This window comes from Alphaproteobacteria bacterium (assembly GCA_019695395.1).
Taxonomy (GTDB): Bacteria; Pseudomonadota; Alphaproteobacteria; order JAEUKQ01; family JAIBAD01; genus JAIBAD01.
In genome coordinates this window covers 1-25,387 of sequence record JAIBAD010000017.1, presented here as the reverse complement: position 1 = coordinate 25,387, position 25,387 = coordinate 1, and the positions used below count along the sequence as shown (strand labels likewise).

The 25,387-nt window shown below is 31.6% G+C and carries 24 protein-coding genes and 2 tRNA genes; 13 read left to right on the top strand and 13 right to left on the bottom strand.

The annotated features are described in order from the left end of the window. Positions 1–18: 18 nt before the first annotated feature. Positions 19–2,229, bottom strand: coding sequence for a PAS domain-containing sensor histidine kinase (locus K1X44_04440; protein MBX7146540.1), 2,211 nt, complete (start codon positions 2,227–2,229; stop codon positions 19–21). Positions 2,230–2,282: 53 nt separating this feature from the next. After that, complete coding sequence (dusB, locus tag K1X44_04435) at positions 2,283–3,257, bottom strand: tRNA dihydrouridine synthase DusB (protein ID MBX7146539.1); 975 nt, start codon at positions 3,255–3,257, stop codon at positions 2,283–2,285. Between the two features lie 217 nt (positions 3,258–3,474). Between dusB and K1X44_04430 the strand changes: the two genes are divergently transcribed. After that, complete coding sequence (locus tag K1X44_04430; protein ID MBX7146538.1) at positions 3,475–3,831, top strand: DUF962 domain-containing protein; 357 nt, start codon at positions 3,475–3,477, stop codon at positions 3,829–3,831. Between the two features lie 40 nt (positions 3,832–3,871). Here the strand turns inward: K1X44_04430 and K1X44_04425 are convergent. Both K1X44_04425 and K1X44_04420 read right to left on the bottom strand, forming a co-directional pair. Next, positions 3,872–3,959 (bottom strand) — tRNA-Leu (locus K1X44_04425). 554 nt (positions 3,960–4,513) lie between these two features. After that, entirely contained in the window at positions 4,514–5,002 is a 489-nt protein-coding gene (locus tag K1X44_04420) for a flavin reductase family protein (GenBank protein MBX7146537.1), read from the bottom strand. A gap of 86 nt (positions 5,003–5,088) precedes the next feature. On the opposite strand from K1X44_04420, the gene K1X44_04415 reads away from it, so the two are divergent. Then, entirely contained in the window at positions 5,089–6,333 is a 1,245-nt protein-coding gene (locus tag K1X44_04415) for an MFS transporter (GenBank protein MBX7146536.1), read from the top strand. On the opposite strand, the gene argC is transcribed toward K1X44_04415, so the two are convergent. Genes argC through rplM form a run of 3 tightly spaced genes read right to left on the bottom strand, consistent with a single transcriptional unit; the run spans position 6,290 to position 8,349 of the window. After that, entirely contained in the window at positions 6,290–7,339 is a 1,050-nt protein-coding gene (argC, locus tag K1X44_04410) for an N-acetyl-gamma-glutamyl-phosphate reductase (protein MBX7146535.1), read from the bottom strand. The genes K1X44_04415 and argC overlap by 44 nt on opposite strands. A gap of 36 nt (positions 7,340–7,375) precedes the next feature. Next, on the bottom strand, positions 7,376–7,882 hold the full coding sequence (gene rpsI / locus K1X44_04405; protein MBX7146534.1) for a 30S ribosomal protein S9: 507 nt from the start codon (positions 7,880–7,882) through the stop codon (positions 7,376–7,378). A gap of 2 nt (positions 7,883–7,884) precedes the next feature. Next, entirely contained in the window at positions 7,885–8,349 is a 465-nt protein-coding gene (gene rplM, locus K1X44_04400) for a 50S ribosomal protein L13 (GenBank protein MBX7146533.1), read from the bottom strand. Between the two features lie 224 nt (positions 8,350–8,573). Between rplM and K1X44_04395 the strand changes: the two genes are divergently transcribed. Further along, a complete protein-coding gene (locus K1X44_04395) occupies positions 8,574–8,849 on the top strand; it encodes a DUF1153 domain-containing protein (GenBank protein MBX7146532.1) in 276 nt (91 codons plus the stop codon). Positions 8,850–8,851: 2 nt separating this feature from the next. Here K1X44_04395 and dksA read toward each other — a convergent pair whose 3' ends face one another. Then, on the bottom strand, positions 8,852–9,268 hold the full coding sequence (dksA, locus tag K1X44_04390; GenBank protein MBX7146531.1) for an RNA polymerase-binding protein DksA: 417 nt from the start codon (positions 9,266–9,268) through the stop codon (positions 8,852–8,854). An 83-nt stretch (positions 9,269–9,351) separates the two neighbouring features. Further along, positions 9,352–9,813, bottom strand: a complete 462-nt coding sequence (locus K1X44_04385) for a MarR family transcriptional regulator (GenBank protein MBX7146530.1) — start codon at positions 9,811–9,813, stop codon at positions 9,352–9,354. A gap of 116 nt (positions 9,814–9,929) precedes the next feature. On the opposite strand from K1X44_04385, the gene gstA reads away from it, so the two are divergent. Beyond that, entirely contained in the window at positions 9,930–10,541 is a 612-nt protein-coding gene (gstA, locus tag K1X44_04380; protein ID MBX7146529.1) for a glutathione transferase GstA, read from the top strand. 107 nt (positions 10,542–10,648) lie between these two features. On the opposite strand, the gene K1X44_04375 is transcribed toward gstA, so the two are convergent. Both K1X44_04375 and K1X44_04370 read right to left on the bottom strand, forming a co-directional pair. After that, positions 10,649–10,891, bottom strand: a complete 243-nt coding sequence (locus tag K1X44_04375) for a hypothetical protein (protein ID MBX7146528.1) — start codon at positions 10,889–10,891, stop codon at positions 10,649–10,651. 23 nt (positions 10,892–10,914) lie between these two features. Next, positions 10,915–11,337 carry a hypothetical protein gene (locus tag K1X44_04370; protein MBX7146527.1) on the bottom strand — a complete coding sequence of 141 codons (423 nt, stop codon included), beginning with the start codon at positions 11,335–11,337 and terminating at the stop codon, positions 10,915–10,917. A 142-nt stretch (positions 11,338–11,479) separates the two neighbouring features. Here K1X44_04370 and K1X44_04365 point away from each other — a divergent pair, with 142 nt between their 5' ends. Continuing rightward, positions 11,480–12,187, top strand: coding sequence for a response regulator transcription factor (locus K1X44_04365; protein ID MBX7146526.1), 708 nt, complete (start codon positions 11,480–11,482; stop codon positions 12,185–12,187). Then, a complete protein-coding gene (locus tag K1X44_04360; protein ID MBX7146525.1) occupies positions 12,184–13,542 on the top strand; it encodes a hypothetical protein in 1,359 nt (452 codons plus the stop codon). The genes K1X44_04365 and K1X44_04360 overlap by 4 nt, the downstream gene beginning before the upstream one ends. On the opposite strand, the gene uvrA is transcribed toward K1X44_04360, so the two are convergent. After that, positions 13,520–16,411: an excinuclease ABC subunit UvrA gene (gene uvrA / locus K1X44_04355; GenBank protein ID MBX7146524.1), complete on the bottom strand. Its 2,892-nt coding sequence runs from the start codon at positions 16,409–16,411 to the stop codon at positions 13,520–13,522. The genes K1X44_04360 and uvrA overlap by 23 nt on opposite strands. 147 nt (positions 16,412–16,558) lie before the next feature. On the opposite strand from uvrA, the gene ssb reads away from it, so the two are divergent. The 5 genes from ssb to trmFO all read left to right on the top strand — a co-directional run bounded on the left by ssb (position 16,559) and on the right by trmFO (position 22,000). Next, a complete protein-coding gene (gene ssb / locus K1X44_04350; GenBank protein ID MBX7146523.1) occupies positions 16,559–17,035 on the top strand; it encodes a single-stranded DNA-binding protein in 477 nt (158 codons plus the stop codon). Between the two features lie 181 nt (positions 17,036–17,216). Next, positions 17,217–19,838 carry a DNA gyrase subunit A gene (gene gyrA / locus K1X44_04345; GenBank protein MBX7146522.1) on the top strand — a complete coding sequence of 874 codons (2,622 nt, stop codon included), beginning with the start codon at positions 17,217–17,219 and terminating at the stop codon, positions 19,836–19,838. 21 nt (positions 19,839–19,859) lie between these two features. Further along, positions 19,860–20,369, top strand: coding sequence for a pantetheine-phosphate adenylyltransferase (gene coaD / locus K1X44_04340; GenBank protein ID MBX7146521.1), 510 nt, complete (start codon positions 19,860–19,862; stop codon positions 20,367–20,369). A gap of 137 nt (positions 20,370–20,506) precedes the next feature. Continuing rightward, positions 20,507–20,581: transfer RNA gene (locus tag K1X44_04335), tRNA-Lys, on the top strand. 60 nt (positions 20,582–20,641) lie between these two features. Beyond that, positions 20,642–22,000 carry a methylenetetrahydrofolate--tRNA-(uracil(54)-C(5))-methyltransferase (FADH(2)-oxidizing) TrmFO gene (gene trmFO / locus K1X44_04330; GenBank protein ID MBX7146520.1) on the top strand — a complete coding sequence of 453 codons (1,359 nt, stop codon included), beginning with the start codon at positions 20,642–20,644 and terminating at the stop codon, positions 21,998–22,000. 5 nt (positions 22,001–22,005) lie between these two features. Here the strand turns inward: trmFO and lptD are convergent, their stop codons facing one another. Then, complete coding sequence (gene lptD, locus K1X44_04325) at positions 22,006–24,132, bottom strand: LPS assembly protein LptD (GenBank protein MBX7146519.1); 2,127 nt, start codon at positions 24,130–24,132, stop codon at positions 22,006–22,008. A 246-nt stretch (positions 24,133–24,378) separates the two neighbouring features. Between lptD and K1X44_04320 the strand changes: the two genes are divergently transcribed. Next, on the top strand, positions 24,379–24,981 hold the full coding sequence (locus tag K1X44_04320) for a HupE/UreJ family protein (protein MBX7146518.1): 603 nt from the start codon (positions 24,379–24,381) through the stop codon (positions 24,979–24,981). An 18-nt stretch (positions 24,982–24,999) separates the two neighbouring features. Then, on the top strand, positions 25,000–25,387 hold a 388-nt coding region (locus K1X44_04315), incomplete at its 3' end, for a nucleotide sugar dehydrogenase (GenBank protein ID MBX7146517.1).

Sequence of the window (25,387 nt, the reverse complement as noted above, 5' to 3'; positions counted from 1 at the left end):
TAAAAAATTATTAATATGTTAACCGTTATCATTAAGAATTGGAAAAGTTAATGTTACAATAGAACCATCATTATTATCTTTTAGTATCACATTACCTTGATGATCTTCCATTATTTTTTTTACAATTGCCAACCCTAAACCTGTTCCTTTTACTCTTGTTGTTACATAAGGCTCTGTTAATTTATTATGCTCAATAATTGGTAATCCACAACCATTATCTAATATTGAAATATTAATCGTCTTATCATCTTTTTGTAACAATAATTTTATATAGCCTTTATAAGTTTGATCTTTAATAGTATTTATCTTTTCTTCAATAGCATCAACAGCATTTTGTAGCAAGTTTGTTAAAGCTTGAATAACTTGTCCCGCATCACAATTATAGGTAACTGTCTGACTATAATACTCTTCTTCAAATATTATATGAGTATGAGCATGTTGTTGTAAAACTAAAGCTTGATGGCATAATTTGGTCATATTTTCAATTTTAAAAACTGGTGCTGGTAATCTAGCAAAAGTTGAAAATTCATCAACCATTTTTTCAATAGAACCAACCTGTCTTACAATTGTATCGATACATTCATCAAAATTCTGTTGTTCTTTAGGTATTATTTTTGAATATTTTCTTTTTAAACGTTCCGCGGCCAATTGAATAGGTGTTAAAGGATTTTTAATTTCATGAGCAATCCGGCGAGCTATATCAGACCATGCAGCTTTTCTTTGGGCCAAAAGTAATTCAGTAATATCATCAAAAGTTATCACATAACCTGCAAGCTCGGTGCCAATTTTTTCTAAGCATATTCTTACAATTAATGTTTTACTTGTTCCTTGTTTTTTTATCGTAACTTCGCCTTCGGAGATACCAGAAAAATGATTATTAGCATTATCAAATATTTGTTTTATTTCTGGTAATACAGTAATGAAATCTTGGCCAATATACTTTTCTATATCCATACCTAATAAATTTGATGCTGAACGATTAGGTAAATTAATTTTTGCATCAGCATCTAATCCAATAACACCGGCAGACACACCTGATAAAACAAGTTCCGTAAAACGACGTCTTTCATCTAATTGATGATTAGTTGTTATAAGTTCAACTTTTTGTGTTTGTAATTGATCAACCATTTTATTAAAAGTACGACTTAAAACAATAATTTCATCTTGCCCTTTACGTTCTTGAACACGTATATCTAAATTTCCATTACCAATTTGTTCAGCAGCTATAACCAAGTTAGTAATTGGCCCCACTAATTTGCTTGCAAAAACTAAAGCAATCCAAATTGCTGAACAAAGAATTAATAAAGCAATCATTAAAAACATTAAGGCAAAAGTAATTTGAATTTGGGAACGACTACCTTCCATTTGCTCATAAAATCTAACGGCATCACCTGTACGTTTAAGATGGGCAAGAACTTTCGGATCTACAAGTCTGCCTGCATATAGAAAAAGATCGGCTTGTTTATCGATAACTACGAGAACGCGAACTCGATCTTCCAAATTTGTGGATAGGACAGTTGTTTCTCCTTGTCTTGCTTGTTCAAAAGCACCAGCAGGAATTGAAGGATTAAAAGCCATCGTAATACTAAGCCCCCATAAAGCAATAATTTCCCCATGACTATTAATTATGGATGCCTCATCTAAAAGTCTAAGTGAGCTTTGTAATTCTAATAAAAATTGCAGACGCTGTTTATTTATATCAATAAAAGGTCCCTCCTTTTTTATATCGTTAGCCATTGCTAATGCATCTGCTACAATGCTTTGTTGATGTTCGTTAAGATAGGTACTGGCCACAGCTAGGGAATTTTTAACAGCATTACCTACACTTTGATGAAACCACTGTTCCAATCCTAAATTTAAAAATAAAGTTGAAAATAAAGATACAATAATTGTTGGTGTAACAGCAATTAAGCTAAACCAAAATACAACACGGGCATGAAGCTTTGCTCCAACATAGCCTTGTTTTTTTTCTATCCATAAAAGAACAACACGTTTAACAACAATTGTTATTAAAATTAATAAAACAATTAAATTAGTTGTTAATAACCATAAAATGGTTTTGGGATTAGAAACAATAGATAAAGTACCTTCAAGCCCCAGATATGTTAAAATACCACTACATAACCCTATAACAATTAAAAAAATTGTTATTTTTCGTTCTAGCCCTATTTTTTTAGACCAGTTTTTAAAACGCTTATTCCATGATAGTGAGTTTTTTGATTCCATCATTAACAATGTAAATAATTAAATTTTTATTATTATAATAATAACCAAAGAATATTTTAATTTAAAATATTTTCATAAAGTTGATGTATTAATTGTTTAACAGATTTAATACATGAAGTTTGATTAATTTTCATTCTAAATTCTGCGGAACCAGGCAATTTTTTACTATACCAAGCAATATGCTTTCGTGCAATTCTTACACCATTTTCATGTCCATAATGATGCAATATATCTTCATAATGGCTCAAAAGAATATTTTTTTGGTCTAAAAAACTTGGATCTGGGATAAATTTATTGCTTTTTAAATAAGCAATAACTTGATTTAAAAACCATGGTTTCCCATAACATCCCCGTCCAATCATGACACCATCAGCCTTAGATAATTCTAAGGCTAATTTAGCGGATTCTAAATCTATAATATCTCCATTAACAATAATTGGTATATTGACAGATTCTTTAACTTGACGAACAAAATCCCAATCTGCTTTTCCTTCGTATAATTGCGAACGTGTTCTTCCATGAACTGTGATCATTTGAATACCACATTCTTCAGCTATTTTAGCAAGATTAGGTGCATTCCTATTTTGATAGTCCCATCCCGTACGCATTTTTAAAGTAACGGGTAGAGAAACAGCTTTAACTGTTGCTGTTAATATTTTTGCTGCATGTACTTCATCACGCATTAAAGCTGAACCTGCATGGCCATTTACAACTTTTTTAACAGGACAACCAAAATTGATATCAATAATTGCAGCTCCCATATCCTGATTGAGTTTTGCAGCTTCAGCCATAACTTCGGGTTCGCATCCAGCTAATTGAATAGCAATAGGCTGTTCTTCATTTGAATGGGATGCCATTTTTACTGATTGTCTTGTTTGACGAATCATAGCTTGGCTAGCAATCATTTCAGATACAACCAATCCAGCCCCCATTTTTTTTACCAAACGGCGAAAAGGCATATCTGTTACACCTGACATTGGTGCTAAAATAACGGGGTCTTTAATGACAATATTTTTAAAATTGATAGACATAATATTTTTTATAGATTTTAGTTTTAAATTAAATGAAATGACTTAATTTTAAAACTATAAAATATCTTATAGTACAACTTAATTAGGTATGTATTGTTTATATAAATTGATCTATTATAAAATTATTATGTATTTATATAAATAACTATTGATTACTTGCATATTTCCTGTATCTACTAATCTATAACCACAGCTAATTGAAAATAAGGGAACATACATGAATTTCAATGATTTCTGGATTTTATATTTAAAAGCTCATAAAAATCCTATGACAAGATTCATGCATTATATCGCAACAGTTATTGGTATATTAGGTGGAATAGTTAGCTTATGGACTTTAAGTCTACATTGGGTAATATTTGCGATATTAATTGGTATAGTTCTTGCAATTTTGTCCCATCTTATAATTGAAAATAACAAACCTTTATTTTTAATTAATCCCTTTTATGGTGCTCTATCAGATTTAAGGATGTTTTATTTGTTTCTTGGAAGAAGATTAAAAAATGAATATTTAAAACATAATATTGAATATTCACCAAAAAATTCATCTAAAAATAAACCAATAATCTTATAAAAAAAATTAATCAAATTAAAATTTTTAATATCAAAATTACTGGTGCGGGCAAAGGGAGTTGAACCCTTACGTCCGTTAAGGACTTGGGATTTTAAGTCCCATGCGTCTACCAGTTCCGCCACGCCCGCTTTTATAAAGAGATACATAAATAATTTTCAATAGTAAAGAAAGTTTTTTAATTGCGTAATTTGTAAAAAACAATTAAATCTTTGACTTTACTTTATATCCAGCAATATCTTGATATTCAAGATATATTATAGATTTATAATTTATTTAGTTATTATCGAATAAGTATCAGCTGACCCATTTTTATCTGTAACACAGGTAATATTTAAAAGATCGGCTTCTTGCCATATTAAATTACATGGATAATCTATTATATCTTGTCCTTTATAATTAAAATCAAAAGTAAATATTTCTTTATATAAAGATAAAAAGGAATTTCTCTTCTTATAAAGAAACATTTTATAAGAACCAAGATAGGTGGGATATTGATAATAAAGAATTATCTGATATGTCCCGTCTAAAGAATTAAGTGATTTGTAATAAAATTTATCATTTATTTTTTCATTAACAAAAGATAAATAAGTTAATAAAACAAAAATAAATAATCCTATAAAGCTATAGAATATTTTCTTTTTTATTGATGATTTTCTTTTTTTATTAATCATTACTAGCTTAATTACGAGTTTGAAAATATATCGCAATATTTTTTTCTAAAATATAAGAGAGCATTTTGATTTTCATCAAAATTAAAATTTATCACTTGACCCACAAAAATAAGATGATCTCCTCCCTCATGAATAGCATGGTGAGTACATTCAAAAAAAGATAAATTATCATCAATCACTGCTACATTATTAGGTGTCATTTTATAATTTACATCTTCCCATTTCTTTGCTTGTGATGATTTAGAAAATTTTTTTGATAGATTTATTTGATGATCAGAAAGAATATTAATACCATAATATGTACAACTTAAAAAATATTTTAAATATTTATTTTTTTTATCTAAGCTAAATAAAATTAAATTTGGTGTTAAAGATACAGAATTAAAAGAGTTGATCGTGACACCTATCGGCAAGTCATCTTGGTCATTCACCGTAGCAATAGCAACTCCTGTCGCAAAATTACTTAAGGCTAATTTATATTTCTCTAAATCTTCATTCATATTATTTATTTACTAGATACAATAAAAGCTCTAAAGTTATTGAATTATAAGTCATAAGATAATTTTTTAAGAATAAAATAAACATAATGCAATATTTCACTAATAAATTAGAAATAAAAAATATTTTTAAGGTTAATCATCATCTTATAATACAAGTTTTTGCAGCTTTAGGACATTTTTTTACTCATTTATGTACAAGCTATTATTTTACTATTGTGCTTGCAATTGAAAAAGATTGGGGATTACCTTATATAAATTTATTAAATTTGTGGACTTTAGGTTCATTATTATTTGGATTAGGATCAATTCTTGCAGGGTGGCTTGCTGATAAATTAAACTCTGCCTTTATGATCCTCATTCTTTTTTTAGGTCTTGGACTATCTTCTATTGGATGCGGATTAGCCCAAAATCCAACATTTCTTATGGTTACTTTAAGTTTTGTAGGGTTATTTGCCTCAATTTATCATCCTGTGGGTATACCATGGCTTATGAAGCATACAACAAAACCTGGAAAAGTTTTAGGGTTAAATGGTATTTTTGGTACTATGGGTATCTCAGGGGCTGGTTTTTTTACAGGATTATTTATAGCAATGTGGGGATGGCGATTGGCATTTATTATCCCAGGTGTTTTATGTTTGATTTGTGGATTACTCTTCAGCATGTTTGTACAATATTCTGCTACCAAACGCGCTGCTATTCAAAAAAATATCGTATCTCATAAAAGTTTTACAACACGACATATACTTCTGGGACTTTTATTATTGATATGGATGACCTTATTAAGTGGACTTGTCTTACAATCTATACAACTTGTTTTACCCAAAGTTTTAAGTTTACGATTAGATAAAAATTTTAATATCGGCTATGTTGTTGCAATTATTTATGCTGTGGCTGGTATTGTCCAATATTTTGGTTCATCTCTTATTGATTATTTTTCAGCAAGAAAAATATATAGTTTTTTTTATTTAATTCAAATCCCTTTGATATATTTTTTAGCTGGCAATGAGGGTATATTTTTTATTATTCTTGCAACGTTAATTATAACTATAGGAAATAGTTTATTACCAGCAGAAAGTATTTTAATATCTTCTTTCTCTCCAGAAAAATATCATAATTTAAGTTTCGGCGTTAGATTTGTGATTTCCTTCAGTGCACAACCATTGGCGATTTTATTTATTTCTTGGTTATCTCAAAGATATACCAACCAATTTTATATTTTATTTATTATATTAGCTTGTTGTTCTATCGCTATTTTAACATTATCCCTTTTGATACCAAAGCCTAATCTTAAGGAAACAAGGGATATGCTTCCAGTCCAAGATTCTCTTTAAAATTATAGGTCAAATTCATATTTTGTATTGCTTGTCCCGAAGCACCTTTGATCAGATTATCAATCACCGTTAAAATTATTGTCCTATTTGTAACACGATCTTCACAAACAGAAATGTAACAATAATTTGATCCCCGGACATGGCGTGTTGAAGGTACAGAATTATAAGGTAATACAACCACAAATTCATTTTTTTTATAAAAGTTATTTAATTCTTTATCTATATCAGAAGATGTAATAGATGGTGCATTTTGTACATAAATAGTTGTATAAATTCCTCTATTCATTGGAATTAAATGTGGGGTAAAACTTATTTGAATTTTTTCGCCAAAAGCTTTACTAAGCTCTTGTTCAATTTCTGGTATATGTCTGTGTTTACTTATCCCATAAGGGTGTATACCTTCAGAGATTTCTGTAAACAAACTTGTTTGTTTTGCTTCACGTCCCGCTCCACTCACACCAGATTTTGCATCTATAATAATGTTTTTAGGATCAATTTTTTTTGAATATAACAAAGGAATTAATGGCAGCAATGATGCTGTTGGATAACACCCCGGATTGGCAATTAATCGTGCGGATGGAATATATTTATGATTAATTTCTGTTAATCCATAAACTGCGTTTGATAAGAATTCTTTAGCCTCATGTTTATGATGATACCATTGTTCATATATATAGCTATCATTTAATCTAAAATCAGATGATAGATCGATGATTTTAATTTTCTCGGGAATTTCATTAATAATTTTTTGGATTAAGCCATGAGGCAGTGCACTGAATACAAGATCAATTTTCAACCAATCAATTTCTTCAATCTTTATAAGTTTGAAGGATTTATTAATTAACCGGAAATGGGGAAATAATTCTTCAATATATTGATTGGCATGTTTTTCTCCTGTTAAGTAAACAAGATTAACATAAGGATGATGGGATAATAATCTAAAAAGTTCGGCGCCTGTGTATCCACTGGCGCCTAAAATAGCTACATTAATTTTTTCATTATGCATTCGTTTTTATAGAATCCATAAATTTTATATATAAAATTAGCGTTTAGAGAATTGGAAACGACGTCTTGCTTTTGCTCTACCGTATTTTTTACGTTCAACAACACGGCTATCTCTTGTTAAAAATCCTTGTGTTTTTAATGTAGGACGTAATGAAGGATCAAAATAGGTTAAAGCGCGGCTGATCCCATGACGAACGGCACCTGCCTGTCCTGATAATCCACCACCTTTCACAGTGCATACAATATCATATTGACCTGTTTGATTAATGATTGCAAAAGGCTGATTGATAACCATTCTTAAAACAGGACGTGCGAAATAAGATTGACTATCGATATTATTAATAGTAATCCGGCCAGATCCACGCTTAACCCATACACGAGCAATCGCATTTTTACGCTTACCTGTTGCATAGGATCTACCCAATTTATCTAATTTTGGTTTTGCTTTTTCTTCAGAAGATGAAGCTTGGACATTACTAGAATGATTTTGCGCATTAGCATTAACAATATTTTTGATATCAGATAAAGAATTATTTTTTGCCATAATTAAGCAGCTTTCTTATTTTTTGGATTCATAGAAGCCACATCTAAATTTTGTGGTTTTTGTGCTTCATGAGGATGAGTAGTATCCGAATAAATATATAAATTTTTCATTTGTTTTCTACCAAGTGGTCCTCTTGGAACCATACGTTCAACAGCCTTTTCAATAACACGTTCTGGATAAGGACCTTGGATTATTTTTTCAATAACTTTTTCTTTAATACCGCCTGGATGATTTGTATGCCAGTAAAACTTATTTTGTGACATTTTTTTACCTGTTAGAGCTACCTTTTTTGCATTAATAACAATAATATTATCCCCACAATCCATATGAGGCGTGTAGCTCGTTTTATGTTTACCCCGAAGTCTCATAGCAATAATTGATGCAAGTCTTCCTAAGACCAAACCTTCAGCATCAATAATAAACCAATTTTTTTTGATATCTGATGCTTTTAACGAATACGTTTTCATAAAATTATTATACCTTTATCAAATCCCACACTAATCTACACCACGTCACAAAGTACATGTCCAATAGTAAGGATATTAAATGATTGTGATCCAAAGATTTATGGCAAAAAAGAGCTAAAAGTCAACCAGAAATTATTAAAATTTACGAAATTAAAGAAATATTAATCATTTTATTCTTTAATGATGAAAATATTACTATATTTTGGGGATGATAATAATAGAATATGAACAAAAAGAAAACAAAAAAAGAGGATATAAGCAAAATAAATCTTCCATCACCTCAGACTAAAAGATGGGTTATTAACCGTAAAGTTTTAGTAGTTGAGGCTGTTCGTACAGGATTAATAACATTAGAAGAGGTTTGCCAACGTTATTCTTTATCTGTTGAAGAATTTATTCATTGGCAAAAAACAATTGATAGATATGGACCTTATGGCTTAAGAATCACCCGTATCAAAAATTACCGGGGATACACATCAAAAGATAAAGAAGCAAATTAGAATTAATCATCCCGTTGAACGCGTTCCATTTTTTCATGTTTTTCTTGGGCTTCTAAACTAAGGGTAGCAATAGGTCTTGCTTCTAATCTTTTCAACCCAATAGGTTCGTTTGTTTCTTCACAATACCCATAGGTACCATCTTCAATTCTTTGTAATGCTTCATCTATTTTAGACAATAATTTGCGTTCTCTATCTCTTGTTCTTAATTCAACAGATCTTTCTGTTTCTAATGAAGCCCTGTCGCTTATATCTGGTTCTAATACCGTATCTTCCTGAAGATGTTGTAAAGTTTCCGTAGATTCTCTTAATATTTCTGCTTTCCATGACAATAATTTTTGACGAAAATATTCCAATTGTTTTGGATTCATAAATTCTTCATTTTCGGATGGTATATAATTTGGAGGTAATACTGGCCTCATCGTGGTAAACCTATGTGTATATGAATGTTAAAATAAACAATGTTAGCTATATAAAAAAAGGAATAAAAAGACAAGTATGTTAATTAATCATAAGGAAGTTTTAATTTACAAAAAATTTTAGTTAATCTATTAATATCGTTCATATTTAATTTTTGTCCAATATGTTTTGTAATTGAATGGGCGTAACAAGGCCACATTTTTTTACATAAAGCTTGGCCTTCAGCTGTCAATACAATCCATAACCCTCGCTTATCTTTTCCACATATTTCGCGTTTTATAAGAGATTTTTTTTGTAAGCGATCCAATAAACGTGAAAGATTATATTGGTTTAACAAAGTTTTTTTTTCAATTTCAAAAGGTCTTAAGGTGAAATTTGGTGCTTTCATCAATTCAAATAAAACATCATACCAAGCCAAAGGTGGAAAACCTGCCTCTTTCAAATCTTCTTCAATTGCTTGCAGAATAGTTTGCTGCACATGATGAAGATTGATCCATACATTAACGATATTATCATCAATTAAAGAAATACGATTTTTTTTGTTCATTTTATATATATATCAAATAAATGCAATTACATCAATATAGACTTGACAAGTATATGCAATTGCAATTAAATTATATGCAATTACATTAATTTAAATTTTGTTATAAGGAAACTCCCATGAAACTTTATTATTCGTCTGGTGCCTGCTCTCTGGCTTCACATATTTTGTTACGTGAAGCTAAATTAGATTTTACAATTGAAAAAGTAGATTTAAAAAATAAAACGACAGAAAAAGGCGACAATTTTTTAAATATTAACGCTAAAGGCTATGTTCCTGCTCTAGAATTAGATAATAAACAAATTTTAACCGAAGGTACGGCAATTCTTCAATATATTGCGGACCAAGCTCCTACTACGAAATTAGCTCCAGCTGCTGGAACTTTAGAACGTTATCGTCTTCAAGAATGGTTAGGTTTTATTAATTCTGAAATACATAAAACCTTTTCTCCTCTTTTTAATCCAGCAACGCCTGATACTTATAAAAATACAGTTAAAGAATATTTGGCTAAGAGATTAGATTTTATTGCCAATTATTTCACCCAATCCAAAAAAGAATATTTAATGGGTGATCATTTTACAGCGCCAGATGCTTATCTATATGTTGTTTTAGGTTGGTCAAACTTCCTGGGATTTGATTTAAGCAAATGGCCAAATATTAAATCTTTTATTGAACGGGTTGGAGCCCGCCCTGCTGTTAAAGAAGCACGTCAAGCAGAAGGGTTATCTTAAGATTAAACCTGATATAAATAATATTTTTTTCGTTAATATCTTAATTAAATAGAATTTTTAATATAAAACATCCCTTAAGATTATATCTTAAGGGATGTTTTATTAACTTAATTATCTTTTTTTGTTGTATCTTTTTTATGGGCTAATGAGGCATGCTTTATATGATGTATATGCGCTTTTTTTTGTGCAGCATGAGTTTTACAATTTACCGAATTTATAGAATTAGATCTCATGCATTTTGCAGATTGTGATTTTGTCGTATTTACTGTTTCAGCATGTAATAAATTTATACTACCAAGAAAAGAAGTTAACAAAATTACTGCTATTAAAGGACGTTGAATAAAAGACATAATTAAATCTCCTTGATTTCAATTTACTTTGCTGCCGGATTATTTTTGCGTGGAGCAAAACCCGTATCTTTATCGACCTCAATTTGTCTTACTAGAGATTTATCTTTATTACTAATATCAACAAGATATGTTTTATCATCTTTTTTGGTAACGTTAGTTATTTGTAAATCTTTTTTACCCGACATAATAAGCCGTGCTTGAATTAACGTCTTAATTTCATCAGATGTTAAATTTTTTGGTTCTCGATTACGTTGAAATAAACCTGCACGACCCATGCCTCTTTTATTTTGAGGATTTATACCATGATTACAATCTTTGGCTGATGGTAAACATTTTGTTTCTTGGGATGTTGTATTTTTATTTTCTTGGGCAGACACAAAACCTATGTTGTTGAAAACAAAAAACATTACCGCTAAAATAACAAATGTACGTTTTATTAAAGTCATTTTATTAATTCCTTGTATATTTATTTAAAATAATTAACTGTTACAGGAATCTTTAATACAAAAAAGATGTTACAAAAGTTTGTCCAAAAAGACTTTTTTTGTAAAAAAGTGTGACAGGATTAATAAATATAAATAAATTTATATGACAGAAACTAACATTCTTATTGTTGATGATCATAAAGAAATTCTTGATCTTTTAAGTGATTTCTTAAAAAAACATCATTTTGATGTCTTATGTGCATCCACGCCCCAAATGGCATATAAATTAATTGCTGAACATAAAATTGACTTAGCCATTTTGGATATTATGCTTCCAGAACAAGATGGTTTTACTTTATGTAAAGAAATTAGAAAAACAAAAAATTTTCCTATTATCATGTTAACCGCACTTGAAGAAGAAACAGATAAAATCATCGGACTTGAAATTGGTGCAGATGATTATATAACAAAACCCTTTAATCCCAGAGAATTAATTGCACGAATTAAAGCAATTTTAAGAAGAACACAAAATTCATCTATTCCTACCCATACATACATAGCAATCTTTGGATCCTGGAAATTAGATTTAAATCGGCAAGAACTTATTGATCAAAATAATATTGTTTTGCCCTTAAGCAGTGTTGAATTTTCTATTTTAAAAACCTTTATTGAAAATCCACAAAAAATACTTACGAGAGAACAAATACTTGATCTTGCGCGTGGACGTTTATTTGATGTGTTTGATCGCAGTATTGACACCCAAATCAGTAGACTACGTCGTAAAATAGAAACTGATTCAAAAAACCCACAAATTATTAAAACAATATGGGGAAGTGGTTACATGCTTACATTACCGGTATCATGGGCTTGATAAATAAAATTATTCCTCAAACAATGACGGGGCAGATTAATCTTCTGGTCTTAGGTGCTCTTTTAATTCCCCAAATTTTTAGCCTTTTTATTTTTCTTGATGATCGTTCAAATACTGTCGAATTAGCTTACCGCAGACAAATTGCCCAACAAGTTATAACTACTATAAAATTATTGAAAAGTACGCAATCTGATGAACATAATCGTATTTTTAACATAATTAATAACCGTTCTTTTAATGCATCAATAGTTCCTTCATCTTCTATTAAAGCAATACCAAAAAAGTCTTATTCGGCAAGCCGTTTTAAAATGATGTTAAGTAGACTTTTAAATTATAAAAGTGATGAAATTATTATTGAAAATTTACCTAAAAACACTAAAACAAAATTCCAAAATGATGAAACCAATATTTTATCTAATTGGCTTATTTATATTAAATTGGATGATCAAGTCTGGGTTCGTTTTATCATAAGAACTGCAACAGATGATGACACTATTACCACATCAGATTTTTTTATTATTATGGGGTTATGTTTTTTTGTTTTTATTATTATTACCCAAATTATGAATATTCGTTTAGTTAAACCTTTAATTAATTTAACAAAAGATGTAACAAAATTAAAACAAAATAAAGATTATAAAATATCTGTTCAAAATGGCCCGCTTGAAATAAAACATCTGGCAAAGAATTTCAATAAAATGCAAAAACATTTAAATCAATTTTCACATGACCGTACACAAATGCTGGCCGCAATTTCCCATGACCTTTTAACACCTGTTACAACTTTGCGATTACGGTGTGAAATGATCATGGATCAAGCCTTAAAGGAAAAGTTTTTACAAACTTTAGAACAAATGGAAAGTATGATTAAAACTACTTTAAGTTTTGCCAGAACAGATGTCATGAACGAAAATACACGAACAGTTGAAATTGGTGCCTTGCTTGAAAGTATTGCGGATGATTTTATCAATTTGGGTAAACATATAATTTTTAACAATAACCAACATCCTATATTATTAGAATGCCGACCTATTGCGTTAAAACGCGCTATTACGAATATCCTTAATAACGCATTTCAATATGGAAATATTGCCCATATTGAAAGCCAAAAAGATGAGCATGATTTGATTATTACAATTAAAGATAATGGTCCTGGTATACCGGAAGATAAATTTGAAGAAGTTTTTAAACCTTTCACAAGACTTGATCCATCACGTAATGCAGAACAAGGAAGTGTTGGCCTTGGTCTTAGTATTACAAGAAATATTATTAAAGCCCATGGGGGGTCTTTAAAACTACAAAATCTTTCTGAAGGTGGATTAAAAGTTAGTATTATCCTGCCTTTGAACGGGTAGTTTTTGCTACAGGTACATCATCAAAAATTTGTTTTAAATAATGCCCGGTATAGCTTTCTTTAACCTTAATAAGAGATTCTGGTGTACCTTGGGCAACAATGAACCCACCTTTATCCCCACCTTCGGGTCCTAAATCAATAATCCAATCTGCTGTTTTAATAACTTCTAAATTATGTTCAATAACAACCATTGTATTTCCTTGATTAACAAGCATATGTAAAATACGCAAAAGATTATTTACATCTTCAAAATGTAGGCCTGTTGTTGGTTCATCAAGAATATAAAAAGTTCGTCCCGTTGCTCTCTTAGATAATTCTTTGGCAAGCTTAACTCTTTGGGCTTCCCCACCTGATAAGGTTGTTGCAGATTGACCAATATGAATATAACCCAATCCAACTTCTTGAAGCATCATAAGTTTATCGCGGATACTTGGCACAGCTTGAAAAAAGCTTACACCTTCTTCAACAGTCATATCTAAAATATCTGCTATAGATTTATCTTTATAAAATATTTCTAAAGTTTCACGATTATATCTTTTTCCTTTACAAACATCACATTGTACATACACATCTGGTAAAAAATGCATTTCAATTTTTATAACCCCATCACCTTGGCATGATTCACACCGCCCCCCTTTAACGTTAAAAGAAAATCTGCCTGCTTTATACCCACGACTTTTTGCTTCAGGTAATTCAGCATACCAATCTCGGATATTTGTAAATACCCCAATATACGTAGCGGGATTTGAACGTGGTGTTCGTCCAATAGGTGATTGGTCAATATCAATAACTTTATCTATATGTTCGAGGCCTGTAATTTTATCATGTGCCCCTGGTCGTTCCCGTGATGTAAAAAAATGCTGGGCCAGAGCTTTATAAAGTGTTTCTATAATTAAAGTGGATTTTCCACCCCCAGATACACCTGTAACACAGGTTAATGTACCAATAGGAATATCCACATTTATATTTTTTAAATTATTTGCTTTAGCCCCAATTAACCGAATATAGTGTTGGTTTACAGCTTCACGTCTTGAGGAAGGTATGGGAATAGTTTTTGTTTTATTAAGATATTGGGCTGTAATACTTGTTTTTGATTTCATAACCTCTTCTGGTGTACCAACAGCTACGATTTGCCCGCCATGTGTACCAGCTCTTGGTCCCATATCAACCAAATAATCTGCGGTACGTATAGCGTCCTCATCATGTTCAACAACCAAAATCGTATTACCTAAATCTCTTAAATGCTTTAATGTATCAAGAAGTTTAGAATTATCACGTTGGTGTAATCCAATTGATGGTTCATCTAATACATATAAGACACCCATTAATCCTGAACCTATTTGGGAAGCAAGCCTAATTCTTTGACTTTCGCCCCCACTTAATGTACCTGATGAACGAGCTAAATTTAAATAATCCAATCCGACACTCTGAAGAAAATTCAACCGTGCTTTTATTTCTTTAATAATACGAACAGCAATGGCCATTTGCTTATTAGTCAATTTATTATCTAGCTGATTAAACCATTGATTTAGGTCATAAATTGATTTTTGAGTTAGTTCAGATATATTTAATTTATTAATTTTAACAGCTAATGCTTGTGGCTTTAATCTATATCCATGACATGTTGGACATAAATCTGTTGTTTGATATTTGCTAAGTTCATCTCGAACCCAATCGCTATCAGTTTCCCGCCAGCGTCTTTCCATATTGGGGATCACACCTTCAAATGGTTTTTTAGTTTTAAAATCGCGCTGGCCATCATTATAACTGAAAGAAACAATTTCATTTTGTGACCCATACAAAATGACGGATTTTATTTTCTGAGATAGTTTTTTCCATGGTTGATTAAAATCAATTTGGTAATGTTTACAAAGCGCTTGTAATGTTTGAACATAATATTCTGATGTTGATGATGCCCAGGGATAAATTGCACCTTCAGCAAGAGAAAGATCTGGCTTTGGTACAACTAAGGCCGGATCAAAAAACATTTTATTCCCAAGCCCATCACATTCGGGACATGCACCAAATGGATTATTAAAAGAAAATAATCTTGGCTCTATTTCATCAATGGTAAATCCGGAAACAGGACATGCAAAACGTGAAGAAAAAATTAACTGCTTTTTGGTATCTATATCTTCAATATAAATAAGACCATCTGATAAATTGAGGGCTGTCTCTAAACTATCTGCTAATCGTGTTTTAATATCTGGCTTCAAAATAAGCCTATCAACCACAACTTCTATATTGTGTTTAAGCTTTTTATTAAGGGTTGGTGTTTGATCTATTTCATAAATTTCGCCATTAATTTTGACGCGTTGAAATCCTTTCTTTTGAAGTTCCTGAAGTTCTTTTTTATACTCCCCTTTTCGACCCCTTACAATGGGTGCCAAAATATAAATTTTTGACCCAGAGGTTAAATTTAACACATGATCTACCATTTGGCTTACAGTTTGGCTTTCTATAGGTAAACCTGTTGCCGGTGAATATGGGATACCAATACGGGCAAATAATAATCTTAAATAATCATAAATTTCTGTGACTGTTCCTACGGTTGAACGAGGATTTCTTGATGTTGTTTTTTGTTCAATAGAAATGGCAGGCGATAATCCATCAATTGAATCAACATCAGGTTTTTGCATAAGTTCTAGAAACTGTCTGGCATAAGCTGAAAGAGATTCTACATATCTCCTTTGCCCCTCTGCATAAATCGTATCAAAAGCAAGGGACGATTTACCAGAGCCTGAAAGACCCGTAATAACAACGAGTTTTTCTCTTGGAATATCTAAATTAATATTTTTTAAATTATGTTCTCTTGCACCTCGAACTGAAATAATATTCTTAGTAAGAGAAGTTGTTCTTTTTTTATTCATGTTTATAGGTACAATTTGTTAAAAAAGAGATGATTACTTTAAATAAAAATACCATAAATCAAAAAAAATATTTTCCAATAAGCATAATGATCGGATAGGATAAAATAGATATTTTATTTATCGTTTCAATATATAGGGATAAAAATTATGGTTGGTAGTGTTAATAAAGTTATTTTAGTAGGAAATGTAGGTAAAGATCCAGAAATACGCAATACACAATCTGGTGACCGTGTAGCAACTTTTCCATTGGCAACATCTGAACGCTGGAAAGATAAAGTAACAGGTGAACGTAAAGAAAAAACAGAATGGCATCGTATTGTTATTTTTGATGATAGATTAGTTGAAGTTATTGAAAAATTTGTACATAAAGGATCAAAAATTTATGTTGAGGGCCAATTGCAAACACGTAAATGGTCGGATCAATCTGGGCAAGAAAAATATACAACCGAGGTTGTTTTACAAAGATTCAGAGGTGAATTAACTTTATTGGATACACGAGGTGGTGGCGATAATCATAATACTTTTCAAAATCAAAACCAAGAGATGACTTCAGGTATGGGTGAATTTAGTAGGCATAAGACCCTACCATCTCATGACACGATGGATGATGATATACCTTTCTAAAGATTTAAAATTATTTAAAAAATAAATACAAACAGAATTTAAACTAATTTCTGTTTTAATTTTTGTTGGTTTTTAAGTTACAAAATTTAAAACCAATAATTACAATGGATGAAATAAAGTGAAAGAACCAACTGATATACCTATAGATTCCGATATAAAACCCATAACTATTGAAGAAGAAATGAAACGCTCATATCTTGATTATGCGATGAGCGTTATAGTTGCGCGTGCTCTACCTGATGTGAGAGATGGATTAAAACCTGTTCATCGCCGTATACTTTATGCCATGAAAGAAGCAGGGTACGATTATAATAAACCTTTTCGTAAATCTGCACGTGTCGTAGGGGATGTTATGGGTAAATATCACCCCCATGGAGATTCGGCTATTTATGAATCTATGGTAAGATTAACTCAAGATTTTTCTATGCGCCTACCTTTAATTGAAGGGCAAGGAAACTTTGGGTCAATGGATGGTGATCCTGCCGCTGCCATGCGTTATACAGAAGCAAGATTAGCTTTGTCTGCCGATTTATTATTAAAAGATATTGATAAAAATACCGTTGATTTTCAGGCAAATTATGATGGTAGTGTCGAAGAACCAACTGTCCTTCCCGCTTCTTTCCCAAATATTTTAGTGAATGGCGGCGGTGGTATTGCTGTTGGTATGGCAACCAACATCCCTCCTCATAATCTTGGGGAGGTTATGGATGCATGTTGTAGTTATATTGATAACCCGAATATTTCGATCGAAGGATTAATGCATCATATTAAAGGACCAGATTTTCCAACAGGTGGAGAAATCATTGGTCGTCTAGGTATCCAAGAAGCATGTCATACAGGACGCGGTTCTATTATTATGCGGGGTAAAACAGACATCGAACCCTTAAAAGATAGAGAAGCGATTATTATTACTGAAGTTCCCTATCAAGTTAATAAAGCAAAAATGATAGAAAAAATAGCTGAACTAGTTAGGGATAAAACCATTGAAGGTATTAGTGATCTACGCGATGAATCGGATCGTGATGGTGTACGTGTTGTGATAGAATTAAAACGTGATGCAACACCCGAGGTAATTTTAAACCAACTCTACCGTTTTACACCTTTACAGACAAGTTTTGGTGTTAATATCCTTGCCCTAAATAATGGCAGACCTGAATTATTAAATATCAAAAATATTATCGAAGCTTTTGTTAATTTTCGTGAAGAAGTTATTATTAAACGCACACGGTTCGATTTATCAAAAGCCCAAGAAAGAGCCCATATTTTATTAGGGCTCATGATTGCTGTTGCTAATCTTGATCCCATCATAAAACTTATTCGTCAGTCACCAGATCCGGCTAGTGCAAAACAGGCTTTGATGGCCCAAAAATGGCCAAGTGAGGCTATAGTACCTTATATTCAACTTATAGAAAATAATTCTTCAATTTCTTCTGCTGATTATACCTTATCTGAGATACAAGCTAAAGCAATTTTGGATTTAAGGTTACATCGTTTGACAGCTTTGGAACGTGACAAACTTATAAAAGAAACCGAAGAACTGGCAAAACAAATTGCAGATTTCATTGAAATATTGGATCAAAAAGAACGACGCTTAAATATCTTAAAAACAGATTTTATTGATATTAAAACAAAATTTTCTACCCCTAGAAGAACCATTATTTTAGATAGTGAAGCAGAACAAGATATCGAAGATCTCATTGAACGTGAAGATATGGTTGTAACAGTTACGCTTGGTGGATATATCAAAAGGGTTCCTTTATCAGCTTATCGTGCCCAGCGTCGTGGGGGTAAAGGACGCAGTGGCATGAATGTCCGTGATGAAGATGTGGTTCACCAACTTTTTATTGCTAATACCCATGACTCTGTTTTGTTTTTTTCTTTTAAGGGTATGGTCTATAAGCTTAAAGTGTATCGTTTGCCACTTGGTACACCTCAATCCAGAGGAAAACCTCTTGTCCAACTTTTACCTTTAGAAAATTCTGAAACAATTTCTACCTTAATGCCTTTACCGGATAGCAATAATTTAGAAAATTCTTTCATTATTTTTTCAACAGCGACAGGGTATATTCGGCGCAACCGTTTGGATGATTTTGTTAATGTTAAAGCCAATGGTAAAATTGCCATGAAACTTGACGAAGGTGACCAACTTATTTCTGTGCAAGTTGCCAAAGAAAATGATGATATTTTTATTGCAACAGCCCAAGGTAAATGCATTAGATTCCCTGTATCCAAAATTAGAATATTTAGCGGCCGTGATTCAATGGGGGTCCGTGGTATTAAACTTGAATCAAGCGATAAAGTTATTGCGATGACTATTTTAAATCATGTTGATGCAAGCACAGAAGAGCGAGAAGCTTTTATTAAATTTATAAACGCCAAACGACGTGCAGATGAAACAAGTGACACAGAAAATTCAATTGAAAATATTTCCGCAGATAAAATAAAGCTTTTTGAAGCCCAAGAGCAAATTATTTTAACTATTACAGAAAATGGTTACGGTAAACGCACAACAGCCTATGAATATAGAATTACAGGTAGAGGGGGATCAGGTATTACAAACATTGAAACATCTCCCCGTAATGGAAAAGTTATTTCATCATTTTCTGTCAATGATCAAGATCACATCATGCTTGTAACAAGCAGTGGCCAGACCATACGATGCCCTGTCCATGATATAAGAATTGCAGGAAGACGTACCCAAGGTGTTGTTATTTTTAAAGTAGATACAAATGATAAAGTGGTTTCTGTAAGCAAATTGGATAACGATGATGATGAAGATGACGCAAATGAAAGTAACCCATAATCTTTTAAAATATAGAAAATGATGTCAACATTTCATACAGGCGTTTATCCTGGCACGTTCGATCCAATTACGTTTGGACACATAGATATTATTCAACGGTCTTCTGTAGTTGTTGATGAATTAATTATAGGGGTGGCATCTAATATCCATAAATCTCCTCTTTTTACCTTAGAAGAAAGAATAGATATGGTAGAAAGAGAGATTAAAAATTTACCTAAATTAAATTCTGATAAAATAAAAATTTATCCTATAACAAACCTTCTTATACATTTTTGCCGTGATGTTAAAGCCACCATTATTATAAGAGGATTACGAGCTGTTTCGGATTTTGAATATGAATTTCAAATGGCAGGCATGAATGTAAAATTAGATTCGTCTGTTGATACAATTTTTTTAATGGCTTCAGAACGCTATCAATTTGTCTCTTCCCGTTTTATTAAAGAAATTTATGAACTAAATGGCGATATTTCGTCTTTTGTGCCTGCTTATGTTATTAAGCAACTTGATAAAAAAATGAAACCAAAAATATAAAATAAATTTTTAAAGGTGCTTAATATTGAAATCATATAAATAATTAATATTCAAACATTGACATAAGAAAACATATAATTTAAGTTCGGCTCACAGAATTTATATTCGAGTTATAATATAAAGTTCAGTTTAATAAGGGGTGCGTAGCTCAGCGGTAGAGCATCTGACTTTTAATCAGGTGGTCCCGGGTTCGATTCCCGGCGCACCCACCATTTTTATTAAAGTTAGTTATTTAACTTTAATATTCAAATTTTAAATTTGATTAAAATATCATGGAAAATAATACCCCCATATATATTATCGGCGGTGGGTTGGCCGGTTCTGAAGCAGCATGGCAGATAGCCCAAAAAGGAATCTCTGTTGTTTTATATGAAATGCGCCCCCATCAAAAAACACCAGCCCATCAAACTGATTATTTAGCAGAATTGGTTTGCTCCAATTCATTTCGTTCTGATGATTATATGAATAATGCGGTGGGTTTATTACATGAAGAAATGCGACAATGCCATTCATTAATTTTATCTATTGCTGATATACATAAAATACCTGCAGGTGGTGCACTTGCCGTAGACCGTGATTTATTTGCCCAGGATGTTACACATAAATTAAAACAACATCCTTTAATTACAATTAAATATCAAGAAATAACATCGTTATCATTTGATCATAATGCTCAAATTATTATAGCGACAGGACCACTGACATCTGATCCATTAACCCAGGAAATTATTCGATTAACAGGAAAAGAAAATTTGGCTTTTTTCGATGCAATTGCACCTATTGTTTATAAACACAGTATTGATATGGATAAAGCCTGGTTGCAGTCACGTTATGATAAAAAAGGTCCAGGTGGTACAGGATCAGATTATATAAATTGTGCGTTAAATAAAGATGAATATTATTCTTTTATTATGTCATTACTTGAAGGAGAAAAAACAGAATTTAAAGAATGGGAAAAAAACACCCCCTATTTTGAAGGATGCCTACCTATAGAAATTATGGCATCACGCGGCGCTGATACATTGCGTTATGGACCTATGAAACCTGTTGGATTAACTAATCCCCATTCAACTCAAAAACCTTATGCTGTTATTCAATTAAGACAAGACAATAAACTTGGTACTCTTTATAATATTGTGGGTTTTCAAACAAAATTAAAACATTCGGAACAAATTAGAATATTTAAGACCATTTCTGGTCTTGAAAAAGCAGAATTTGCAAGACTTGGAGGATTACATCGAAATAGTTTTATTAATAGTCCTGCATTATTAGATTCTTATTTAGCCTTAAAAACAAATCCCAATATTTCTTTTGCTGGTCAAATAACTGGGGTAGAAGGATATGTCGAAAGTGCGGCCATAGGATTATTAGCAGGATGTTTTGTTGCACAGAAAAAGTTAAATAAAAATATTACCCTTCCCCCGCCTTCTACGGCATTAGGATCATTATTACGTCATATTACAGAGCAAAATCACAAAACTGGGTTTCAACCTATGAATATTAATTTTGGTCTTTTCACACCATTAGACCCAGAAAATAAACAACAGGATAAAACAGCATCGTTGTCAAATAAAAATCAAATGGCTTTAAGAGCCTTAAATGATTTAAAAGAATGGCAAACTTATTTCTAATTCAATTAGAATGTTTGACCAATTTCACCCAGATTTTTGAAAGATAATCTAAAGACGATACGTAAATCTTTATCTGTTTCTTCATCATCAAAATAACTTCGTGTTGCAGATAAAGCCAATGCAAAACATTCATCTTCATAATCAATTGATCCACCATAATAATTTAAATGGCTGCTATCCACATCATAATTTGAAAAAATAGATGTGTGCCAAAAATCGGTTAATTTACTACTGATCACACCACTTACTTCTTCTTGTTCATCAAATTCATCTGAATTTGGATCAACATCCTGATAAAAAAGATAATTAGCTTTTACATTTAACAAAGGTGCGCCAACATTTAATGCAACTTCATGACGTGTAGGGCTATAATCACCGCTATCTAATTGAAATCTATAAAGAAAGTTTAAATATTTTGACGGGGACAATAAAATTCTTCCAACTGTATCAGTTAAATCTTTAGATAATCCACTATTATCTGGAAAATCGCTATGTGTAGGTTGATAACTTTGCCCCAAGAAAAAGCTTAGTAATCCCCCATTTTCTTTATAAAGGCTCCACTTAAATCCATAGCTTACTCTTTGTCCTTCATCAACACGGTCTGTTCCTGTAAAACGATCTGGTAAGAAAACATTTGTTTCATCAAAAATAATATCTTGGCTATCTTCATTGGGTAGTTTTCCTGGATTCCCATAATTAGGTGCAAGGGCAAAAGCTAAAATTGGTTCTATAGTTTGGAAAATACCATTGCCATAATAACTCATAAAAGGATAACGCCATTCAAAATCTATTCTGGGGAAAATACGACCTGTAAAACCATCTTTAGTATGACCATCAGGATCTGGATCATCAGAATGTGGATCCACATCATTAACAATATAGGCATCTGTTTGTAAAGATGCCCGAAGAGAATATAAATCACCTATTGATCCAACATAGGGCAAATTCCAACCAACAACAGTTGATAATCTTCTGCTTTCGCGCCCTTCAATTCGGTTTACGGACATAAAATTTGTATCTAATGTTAAATAATCACCATGTTTTCGAGGTTCACCCACAAAATTATAGGATAATGATGGCAAAATAAAAGCTTGCTCTTTGTTATCATCAATATCTCTTGTACCTTGATATGCTTCTGCATCAATCAACGCATAATTACGTTTATGAAAACCTTCTGCAAAAATATTACTTGTTAATGTTCTTTCATTTGAAAATTTATAGGTTCTAACATAGGATTTATCTGTTGCGCGATTAATATTGAAACCTGCACGCCAATAATCATTAATATCAAAATCACCTTCGGCATCAATGTGGCCGCGAAAAACATTATGTTCTTTGTCTTCATCATCATCGTCACCATCATCCCCGTCACTATCTACCCTACTACTTATTGTTGCACTCCCCCCTAGTCTAACTTTGCCTGAACCAAAATGCTGTCTATATTCCATACCAAGCACGGGTTTCTTTTTAGTTGCAATTATTGGAGTTAAAGTTACATCTGCTTCGGGGGCAAGATTTATAAATAAGGGTTGGCTCATCGCAACACCAACTGTGCTATTTGAAAAGAAAGTGGGTGCAAGTAATCCTGTTTGTTTTTTTTGCGTGCCATCAGGGTGTGAAAAATAGGGTGTATAAAATACTGGGACGCCAAACATTTCAATCCATGAATTTTTATATGTTATCCTATGGGTTTTCGCATCATGAATAACGCGTACAGCTTTGGCTTGCCACAAAGGGGCACGATTTGGATTATCTTTACAAGGTAGACAAGGCGAATAAACAGCATAATCAAAAGCGCTTTTACTATCCGGTCTTATGTAGCCTCTGGCTGCTGCTATACGTGAACGATCTGCTAATAAAATTCTTATATTTTGAATAGTTGCTTCTTTTAAATCATCTTTAATTTCTAACTTATCTGTAAAAACAACATTCCCATTTGTATCCAATAAACTAATATTCTTTTTAGCAACAATCGTTTCAGCTGTTTCATCATATATAACTTCGTCAGCTAAAAGAATTTTATTGTCCTTAGATATTTCTACATGACCTTTTGCAATAGTTATATTTGTTTGTGGATCATGAATAACCTCATCTGCAGTTAAAAGAACAGATGCTTTAAGTTCTGTGATCAAAAAAAAACAAAAAACAGTAATAAATAAGAAAAAAAAATTTCTTTTAATTAGTATCAAATCCAATAATCCAATTGTGGGCTTATATATGAAAAATTATAGGAATCTGTTTATACCCTTTATTTCATTGCATGCCAACTTCCGTTTTTAGAACAAAAAAAGAATAAAAATAAATTATTTTTTTATTTTTATTCTTTTTATTATCAAATACAATTTGTTATTTTATACACTATAAAGGGAATAAATTTCATGAAAAAAATTCTATATTTTTTTGTACTAGGCTTATCTATTTTTGTACAAAATTCTGCCTACGCTCATACAGGTCATCAATTATCTTATAGTGTATTAAGTGGCTTTTTACACCCTTTCAACGGTATTGATCATATATTAGTTATGTTGGCTATAGGTCTATGGTCAACACAACTTTCAACCAGAACTATATGGATTTTTCCTTTAACTTTTGTCTTTTTCGTTTTAATTGGTGGTATTCTTGGGCAATATCTCTCTGTCACAGGAATTAGTTTTTCGTTTCATGAAATAATTATTATACTTTCAGTTATCGTTACAGGTTTAATTATTGCACGCTTTATTATATTGCCACAAACAATATCGCTTGGACTTATTACTTTATTTGGATTAGCCCATGGTCTTGCCCATGGAATAGAAACACCAAACGATCATTCTTTTTATTTGTATGGTCTAGGTTTTATAACTGCTACAATTTTACTACACCTAGCTGGTATTTTGTTGGGATACTTTATTCATCATTATAAATTTTATAGGCTTTATAGAATAAGTGGGTTAATAACAACAGTGATAGGTTTAAATCTTTTAGTGACATATTCTTTGTAAAATTGTTTTTGGGGTATTATGAATAATTCCAGTTTGCACCGTCGTATCTCAATTATCGGATTGGGATATGTGGGATTACCTTTAGCCGTTGCTTTTGGTCAAAAAAACGATCCTGTTATTGCTTTTGATATTGATCAAAATCGATTAGATGATTTAGCTAAAGGTTATGATCGAACTGGTGAAATAGATAAAGATAATTTAATCAAATCTAAACTTCATTTTACTTCTAATCCCCAAGATTTAAAACTAGCTGATTTTCACATTGTCACTGTTCCTACCCCAATTACAAATACCAGACGACCTGATTTAAATGCTTTGGTAAAGGCAACCAGCACGATAGGAAAAATTTTAAAAAAAGGGGATATTGTTGTTTATGAATCAACTGTGTACCCAGGTGCCACTGAAG

What these genes read in the sequence shown, in the direction of transcription:
- K1X44_04370 (MBX7146527.1), bottom strand. Translation starts at nt 11,337, where the DNA reads ATGACTTTAATAAAACGTACATTTGTTATTTTAGCGGTAATGTTTTTT.
- rplM (MBX7146533.1), bottom strand. Translation starts at nt 8,349, where the DNA reads ATGAAAACGTATTCGTTAAAAGCATCAGATATCAAAAAAAATTGGTTT.
- K1X44_04440 (MBX7146540.1), bottom strand. Translation starts at nt 2,229, where the DNA reads ATGATGGAATCAAAAAACTCACTATCATGGAATAAGCGTTTTAAAAAC.
- trmFO (MBX7146520.1), top strand. Translation starts at nt 20,642, where the DNA reads ATGGAAAATAATACCCCCATATATATTATCGGCGGTGGGTTGGCCGGT.
- K1X44_04385 (MBX7146530.1), bottom strand. Translation starts at nt 9,813, where the DNA reads ATGAACAAAAAAAATCGTATTTCTTTAATTGATGATAATATCGTTAAT.
- gyrA (MBX7146522.1), top strand. Translation starts at nt 17,217, where the DNA reads ATGAAACGCTCATATCTTGATTATGCGATGAGCGTTATAGTTGCGCGT.
- coaD (MBX7146521.1), top strand. Translation starts at nt 19,860, where the DNA reads ATGTCAACATTTCATACAGGCGTTTATCCTGGCACGTTCGATCCAATT.
- K1X44_04415 (MBX7146536.1), top strand. Translation starts at nt 5,089, where the DNA reads ATGCAATATTTCACTAATAAATTAGAAATAAAAAATATTTTTAAGGTT.
- K1X44_04375 (MBX7146528.1), bottom strand. Translation starts at nt 10,891, where the DNA reads ATGTCTTTTATTCAACGTCCTTTAATAGCAGTAATTTTGTTAACTTCT.
- dksA (MBX7146531.1), bottom strand. Translation starts at nt 9,268, where the DNA reads ATGAGGCCAGTATTACCTCCAAATTATATACCATCCGAAAATGAAGAA.
- K1X44_04395 (MBX7146532.1), top strand. Translation starts at nt 8,574, where the DNA reads ATGAACAAAAAGAAAACAAAAAAAGAGGATATAAGCAAAATAAATCTT.
- uvrA (MBX7146524.1), bottom strand. Translation starts at nt 16,411, where the DNA reads ATGAATAAAAAAAGAACAACTTCTCTTACTAAGAATATTATTTCAGTT.
- K1X44_04320 (MBX7146518.1), top strand. Translation starts at nt 24,379, where the DNA reads ATGAAAAAAATTCTATATTTTTTTGTACTAGGCTTATCTATTTTTGTA.
- dusB (MBX7146539.1), bottom strand. Translation starts at nt 3,257, where the DNA reads ATGTCTATCAATTTTAAAAATATTGTCATTAAAGACCCCGTTATTTTA.
- K1X44_04420 (MBX7146537.1), bottom strand. Translation starts at nt 5,002, where the DNA reads ATGAATGAAGATTTAGAGAAATATAAATTAGCCTTAAGTAATTTTGCG.
- argC (MBX7146535.1), bottom strand. Translation starts at nt 7,339, where the DNA reads ATGCATAATGAAAAAATTAATGTAGCTATTTTAGGCGCCAGTGGATAC.
- K1X44_04365 (MBX7146526.1), top strand. Translation starts at nt 11,480, where the DNA reads ATGACAGAAACTAACATTCTTATTGTTGATGATCATAAAGAAATTCTT.
- ssb (MBX7146523.1), top strand. Translation starts at nt 16,559, where the DNA reads ATGGTTGGTAGTGTTAATAAAGTTATTTTAGTAGGAAATGTAGGTAAA.
- K1X44_04430 (MBX7146538.1), top strand. Translation starts at nt 3,475, where the DNA reads ATGAATTTCAATGATTTCTGGATTTTATATTTAAAAGCTCATAAAAAT.
- gstA (MBX7146529.1), top strand. Translation starts at nt 9,930, where the DNA reads ATGAAACTTTATTATTCGTCTGGTGCCTGCTCTCTGGCTTCACATATT.
- rpsI (MBX7146534.1), bottom strand. Translation starts at nt 7,882, where the DNA reads ATGGCAAAAAATAATTCTTTATCTGATATCAAAAATATTGTTAATGCT.